The organism is Clostridium sp. (genome assembly GCF_016650035.1).
GTDB lineage: Bacteria > Bacillota > Clostridia > Clostridiales > Clostridiaceae > Clostridium_AD.
Genome location: NZ_JAENWM010000130.1, coordinates 1 through 7,387, shown reverse-complemented (window position 1 = coordinate 7,387; position 7,387 = coordinate 1). Strand labels below are relative to the sequence as shown.

Genomic DNA, 7,387 nt, shown 5'->3' with positions numbered 1-7,387 from the left:
TTGCGCTGGTGTACCATATGCATCTAATGGACCACAACATAATGAAGTATGTGCTGAAAGTATAACTCCTGTAGTTCCACATACTTTTGATAATTCTTCAACAGCAATAGCATAAGATAAATTGTCTCCGCCAGCTCCACCCAAATCAGTAGAAATTGGAATACCCATCATATGATATTTAGCCATTTTTTCTACAGTTTCCATAGGAAATCTTTCTGTTTGGTCTATTTCCGCAGCTAAAGGTTTAACTTCGTTTATTGCAAACTCTCTAACCATTTGTTTTACAAATTCTTGTTCTTTTGTCAATGCAAAATTCATGAATTTTCCTCCTCACTATTCTCTAAAATAAATAACAATTGCAATTATTATATGTTTATTCTATTTTTAAATTCATTTATAATTATTTATTTTTAAAGCATTTTTCTGTTTTGTCAACAAATGCTTGCATTCCACTTTTTTGATCTTCAGTAGAAAAACACTCCCCGAAAATTTCAGCTTCATAAATTAAAGCTGTATCTATATCCATTTGCATGCCCCTATTAATAGACGTTTTACACAATTTAACAGCTATAGGTGCATTGTTAACAATTTTTGTAGCTAGTGCTTTTGCTTCTTCAATTAACTGTTCAGGTTCTACTACCTTATTAACAAGTCCTATCCTTAAGGCTTCATCTGCTCTAATAATTTCTGCAGTAAATAGCAATTGTTTAGCCATACCCATGCCCACAAGCCTAGCTAATCTTTGAGTACCTCCAAAACCAGGAGTTATTCCAAGTCCGGACTCAGGCTGTCCAAATTTTGCTTTTGACGAAGCTATTCTAATATCACAAGCCATAGAAAGCTCACAACCTCCACCTAGCGCAAAACCATTCACTGCTGCTATTATAGGTTTTTCTAACGTTTCTAATTTTCTAAATACTTTATTTCCCAAAATTCCAAATTTTCTAGCACCCATTACATCAAGGTCTTTCATTTCAGTAATATCTGCACCCGCTACGAATGCTTTTCCATCCCCTGTTAAAATCACAGCATAGATCTCGTCATCATTACCAATTTCATCAATTGCTAAATCCAGCTCCTTTAATGTTTCTGTGTTTAATGCATTTAGGGCCTTTGGTCTACTAATTGTAAGTACTGCAACTTTGTCTTGTTTTTGAAGAATAATATTTTTGTATTCCACAACAATCCACTCCCTACATATTTATTTGTTTACTGTTTGTTAATAAAATAACGAATAACCTTAGAAAATAATTGAAGCACTTCGCTTCAATTAAATTATAGCCCTTTATAATGTTTTTTTCAACTAAATTGAATCAAATTATTTTTGTGGATATGTCCTGTCATTCATTAAGCAACTAAGAGTTAACAAACTCTCACTTAAATGAACATTCTCCACAATCATATTTTCCGGCACTTCTAAATCCATTGGTGCAAAATTCCATATACCTTTAACCCCATTCTCTACCAGCATGTCACAAACAACTTGTGCTCTATTTCTCGACACACAAATTACACCAATGTCTATTGGTGAATTCTTAAGAAAACCCACTAATTCGTCTATGTCTCTTACTTCAACATCTCTTATTTTCAGTCCTATAAGCTTTGGATTAATATCAAAAATAGCTTCCAAATTGAATGCTAACTTTTCAAAATTAGTATAATTTGCAATAGCCTGACCAATATTACCTGCGCCTATTATTACCATCTTATACTCTCTTGATAGGCCTAGTATTCCGCTTATTTCATTTAATAATTCCTTAACATTATAGCCATAGCCTTGTTGCCCAAAATCTCCAAAACAATTTAAATCTTGTCTAATTTGTGATGCGGTAAAACCAATTCTCTCACCTAATTCCTTTGAGGAAATCCTATCTACATCATTCTTTAAAAGATCTCTTAAATATCTATGATATTTAGGTAATCTTCTAATTACTGCCATCGATATATTCTTTTTTCTTTCCACAGTTACATCCCTCCGTCAATACCATATAATTTATTTTACCACACTATTATAATTTAACACTACTTTTATTATAAATATAGTATACATTATATTTTCACCGTTTCAGTATTGTTCTATTCTCGTAAATTTCAAATAAATACTATTTATATTTGTCTTTTGCTACAATAAAGCAAATATAAATAGTACAATAATATAGTAACTCATTTTAATTATTCAATTTTGTATTATTTTTATGAGTTTGAAACTACAATGCACGAAAGGGGAAACTAATGATAGTTCTAAGTTGTAAAGATATTCACAAAAGTTATGGTATAGATGTTATTTTAAATAAGATAACTTTTAGTATAAATGAAGGTGAAAAAGTAGGTTTTATTGGAGCTAATGGAGCAGGTAAATCCACACTTTTTAAAATACTCACATCACAACTGGATTATGATAATGGAGAGCTTTTTATAGATAAAAACAAAAGGGTTGGTTATCTATCTCAAGATCTATCACTTGATTCAAATAACACTATATATGAAGAAACACTTTTAGTATTCGAAGGGCTACTTGCCCTAGAAAAAAGTCTTAAAGATTTTGAAACAAAAATGAAAGAACCTTATGATTCTTCAAGAGAAGAATATCATAATAAAATAATAAAAGAATATACATTAGCCTCTGAACTTTACAATAATCGTGGAGGATACACTTATAAATCTGAAATCAGTAGAGTTCTAAAAGGTCTTGGTTTTATGGAAGAAGATTACAATAAATCAATTAATATATTAAGTGGGGGTCAAAAGACTAGGGTTGCACTATGCAAATTACTACTTAAGAATCCTGATATACTGCTTCTGGATGAACCCACCAACCACCTAGACTTAATTGCTATAGAGTGGTTAGAAGATTATTTGAAATCATATAAAGGGACTATGTTTATAATTTCCCATGATAGATTTTTTTTAGACGCTATTACTAATAAAACTTTTGAACTTATTAACGGTCATGTCGATTGTTATAATGGAAACTATACAAGTTTTATTGATTTAAAGAAAATAAATTATGCCATTCAATTAAAAGCATACAATTTACAGCAGTCAGAAATAAAAAGGCAAGAAGATATTATAACTAAATATAGATCCTTTAATAGAGAAAAAAGTGTAAGAGCTGCAGATAGTAGACAAAAGTCCTTGGACAAAATAAGCCGCATTGATTCTCCTGATAAGGATCCTAGGGGAACTAATATTAACTTTGAAACAGAAATTAAAAGTGGCAATGATGTTCTTCATATAGAAAACTTATCAAAACGATTTGGAAACAATCTTTTATTCGAAAATTTAGATTTAGATATAAAAAGGTCAGAGAAAATTGCTCTTATTGGGGAAAATGGACGAGGTAAAACCACTCTTTTTAGAATTATAATGGATAAACTTGAAAGTGATACAGGCATAAAAATATTAGGTAAAAGTATTTTTATAGGATATTATGACCAAGAACAATCAGATTTGAATGAAGAAAAAACTATAATAGATGAAGTTTGGGATGAATTTCCTAAACTGACTACCACGGAACTTCGAACTTCCCTTGCTGCATTTTTATTTCTAGGAGAAGATGTATTTAAAAATATATCCTCCCTAAGTGGTGGCGAAAGATGTAGGATTAATCTACTAAAAATCATGCTGTCGAAATCAAACTTCTTACTATTAGATGAACCAACAAATCATTTAGATATTATGTCTCGTGAGGCTTTAGAGGATTCAATACTAGGTTATGATGGTACCGTTATTGTAATATCTCATGATAGGTATTTTTTAAACAAGGTAATTACTAAAATACTTGAATTAAATCAAAATGGACTAAAAGAATATTTAGGTAATTATAATTATTATATAGAAAAAAAGAAAAACCCTCAAAGGTTTCAAATAGAAGAAGACCATGTGGCCCTTTCAAAAACTCAAATTAATTTTAACAAAAAGAAAAAAAGAGACGTTGAAAAACTAGAAAAACAAAAGAAAACAGATCTTAAATCTATAGAAGATAACATTTCATCTATAGAACAAGAATTAGAAAAGTTTCAGAACGACCTTTGCCTTGAAGAGGTCTATTCAAACCCTAGCAGATGTGAGGACATAAATAAGCAAATTATAAGTACTGAGAAAGAACTCGAAGGTCTTTACGCAGCTTGGGAAGACTCATTATCGGAAATAGAATAAATTTAGCTACTATTTTAAACATCTAACGGTTCGGTATGTATGAAGTACAATGAAAGAGTATGAACTTTATCCGAAGTGACTTGCATAAGAAGCGAAGAAACATTGAAATTCCAGTTTCGAGCTCGTATGCAAGGCGCGTAGGATAACTTTCATACCTATTTAGTGTTTATAAATAGTTAAACTAATGCCCCCTCTAGAAGTACTTTGATATTTTCCTTATATATTTTATTGAATTGACTAATTGGGAGAGGATTTACTCCCAGTCCAACTTCAATTGTATAACCAGGCCTCCTATATTTGTCTATAAACCAATCTTTATATCCTGAGAAACTTGTAATTCCGTAGGTTTCTTCTAATTCATAACCACTTAACGTTGAAAATATCTCTCCTATTCTTCTTGCTTCCGCGCTAGCTAAATTTTGATAATTCCAGTATATTACCTCCCCTTGACTATGATATGCTATTACTAATCTAAAATTGTTTTTTCTTGTAAAATCTGCTACTGCTTTAGATTCTGATTCCGATTCTGGCGCAGTACCTGAATATCTTGTAGGTCCCGGCCCAAATACACCATAGGTTTTTTCAGCGTCCTTTGACTTCTGCCACATAGCATCATAGTTATGATTAAGATCTACCCCTCTATTATTAGCACTCCATGTTTTAGAAAAATCCATACTCCCATCATTCCACACAATTAAATCATTGTAGTATGGGTTACTCCTATTTAGACCATTAAGCACTAAATCAACACCATCTGGATTTACCATAGGCATTACGTATATACTACTTTTGTTCCATATATCCTGGACATTATATCCTTCTATTTTTTGACCTGATGCGTAAGATTCAGAAAAATTTTCAATAAATTTCATTAAGAGCACACTTGTTATCCATTCAACACCGTGATGAGCCCCGTTATAAAAAACTTTATTAGGTCCATTGCCTAGTTTTACATAATACAGCTCTTTTCCGAGCTCACTCTTACCTGCACTTGCAACCTGAATAAACGGATATCTAGCCTTTAAACCTTCTAAATCTCTTTTCATAATATCATAAGTATAATCAATATTTGTATAAACCACATCTAATGAATAAGGAACTATAATCTCCCTACCTATTTGCAAATTATAAGGGTCTATTGTTGGATTAGCAGTAATTATACTTAGAACACTTGTGCCATACCTCCTTGCTATAAGATATAGTGTATCACCCGCTCTAATTCTATAAGTGTCATAACCTATTAAGAATCTATTCATAAGCTTATAAGTAACCTCATCTACTACTCCTGTAGGTACTAAGCCAAAATATCTTTGGAATTTCTGTACTCCCGCTGCAGTTTTAGGTCCATATATCCCATCGAGCGGCCCTACATCATAACCTATTTTGTTTAGTAATGATTGTATTTCCATCACAGCTGTTCCTCTAGATCCTATCTTTAGGATTTGCAAATTCCACCCCCTGAAATTTCTTATAGTACTATTATATGAAATTAACGTAGAACTGTTACATAATGTATAAAAAATATCGATTACTGATAAAAATGCACACTTCCTCAACTAAATATATACAATAAATAAAAGAACAATTATCGTCACTATAAAGTGATGATAATTGTCCTTTTATTTAATATGAAGTATTATACATTCAAAACATCTTCATCTTTTATTACAAAATTAGTGATGATAAATCCTGCAACATAAGATATTATTATACCAATAAAGTAATTTAACATCATTTGCGGTGTTTGCATTAATGGAATAGCTACAAGTCCACTTGGTCCCCAAGCTACTGCCACAACATGTGCTAACATAACATAAGCACCACCAAATCCAGCACCCAAACCAGCTGTGATAAATGGTTTAAACATAGGTAATGTTACTCCATAAATTAATGGTTCACCTACACCTAAGAAACCTGCAGGTAAAGCACCTGTGATAATTTTACATAAACGCTTGTTGTTTAGTTTTTTAGCTTTACGATAAATTGCAATCGCAGCACCAACTTGCCCAGCTCCAGCCATAGCTAATACTGGGAATAAACTAACGCCACCCATAGTTTCAAGTTGAACTACATAAATTGGGATTAACCCATGATGTAACCCTAATAAAACCATTGGTAAGAATACCGCTGCTAATACATAACCACTAATAACACTTACTACAGGATTAGCAGAATTAACTAATAAACTTAATGCAAATACTAAACCATCCGAGAAAAAACCAGCCACTGGCATTACTACAAAGATAATTAAAATACCTGTGATTAATAATGACAAAAATGGGACTAAGATTAAATCTAAGACATCTGGTATTTTCTTTCTTAAAGCTTTTTCTACTTTAGATAATAACCATACACCAAAGATAACACCAATGATACCACCTTTACCAGTAGTTAACGTTGATTCAAGAGGTACTGCTTCATTGTATAAATTAATCATTTGAGATATACCTACAATGTTTGCACTAATTGTAATACCACCAATGATACCACCTAATGCTTCTGTAGCACCAAAAACTTTTGCGGAATTAATACCTGTAAATATTGCAAAGTATGCATAGAATGCTCCACCTATTAATTTAAAGAATAAGATAATAGTTTCCCAGAATGAACCAGCAATTACACCATCTGCAGATAATTGCGATAATAATGATCCAAAACCATTAAATAAACCGGCAGCTATAATTGCTGGAATTAATGGAATAAAGATAGCTGAGATTAATTTTAGGAACCCCTTTAATCCTGATTTTTTTTGGTTGCCTTTCATTTCTGCTTTATTCGCTTGCCAATCATTTTCAACAATTTCAGCATCTCTGTCAAGACCAAATTTTTCAACCATACTGTCTGTTACTTTTTTAGCAGTTCCCGGTCCAACAACTACTTGATAATTATTACCTTCTACTACAACTCCTAATACTCCTTCAATATCCTTAATTGTTTCTTTATTAATAATTGAAGAGTCTTTAACATTTACACGAACTCTTGTCATACAATTAGTTGCATTAATGATATTTCCTTTACCGCCTAATGCTTGTATTATTGCTTTCCCTACTACATCATACTTCATTTATAATATCCCCCTTTTCTATATAGAGCTTTCACGGAAACTCATTAGCTCCTATGATTACTCATTTCTAGTATCATTAATTTTTGTTGATTCCCCCATTTTTTCTGCATAAAACGCTTGACAAGTCTGTAAAAATTTGAAAAATCCCTCCTAGAGACATGTTTT

The 7,387-nt window shown here is 31.7% G+C and carries 6 protein-coding genes; 1 reads left to right on the top strand and 5 read right to left on the bottom strand.

The features are described from left to right. The 3 genes from JJD95_RS18950 to JJD95_RS18940 all read right to left on the bottom strand — a co-directional run. A partial coding sequence (locus JJD95_RS18950) for an acyl-CoA dehydrogenase family protein (protein ID WP_291644874.1) occupies positions 1-318 on the bottom strand: 318 nt, incomplete at its 3' end. Positions 319-400: 82 nt separating this feature from the next. Then, positions 401-1,180, bottom strand: coding sequence for a short-chain-enoyl-CoA hydratase (locus JJD95_RS18945; RefSeq protein ID WP_291644872.1), 780 nt, complete (start codon positions 1,178-1,180; stop codon positions 401-403). Positions 1,181-1,318: 138 nt separating this feature from the next. Continuing rightward, entirely contained in the window at positions 1,319-1,963 is a 645-nt protein-coding gene (locus JJD95_RS18940) for a redox-sensing transcriptional repressor Rex (RefSeq protein ID WP_291644870.1), read from the bottom strand. A 269-nt stretch (positions 1,964-2,232) separates the two neighbouring features. Between JJD95_RS18940 and JJD95_RS18935 the strand changes: the two genes are divergently transcribed. Continuing rightward, positions 2,233-4,158, top strand: a complete 1,926-nt coding sequence (locus JJD95_RS18935; protein WP_291644868.1) for an ABC-F family ATP-binding cassette domain-containing protein — start codon at positions 2,233-2,235, stop codon at positions 4,156-4,158. 176 nt (positions 4,159-4,334) lie between these two features. Here the strand turns inward: JJD95_RS18935 and JJD95_RS18930 are convergent, their stop codons facing one another. Both JJD95_RS18930 and JJD95_RS18925 read right to left on the bottom strand, forming a co-directional pair. After that, entirely contained in the window at positions 4,335-5,606 is a 1,272-nt protein-coding gene (locus JJD95_RS18930) for a M14 family metallopeptidase (protein ID WP_291644866.1), read from the bottom strand. A 188-nt stretch (positions 5,607-5,794) separates the two neighbouring features. Beyond that, positions 5,795-7,222: a PTS transporter subunit EIIC gene (locus tag JJD95_RS18925; RefSeq protein WP_291644864.1), complete on the bottom strand. Its 1,428-nt coding sequence runs from the start codon at positions 7,220-7,222 to the stop codon at positions 5,795-5,797. Positions 7,223-7,387: the final 165 nt, after the last annotated feature.

What these genes read in the sequence shown, in the direction of transcription:
- JJD95_RS18935 (WP_291644868.1), top strand. Translation starts at nt 2,233, where the DNA reads ATGATAGTTCTAAGTTGTAAAGATATTCACAAAAGTTATGGTATAGAT.
- JJD95_RS18925 (WP_291644864.1), bottom strand. Translation starts at nt 7,222, where the DNA reads ATGAAGTATGATGTAGTAGGGAAAGCAATAATACAAGCATTAGGCGGT.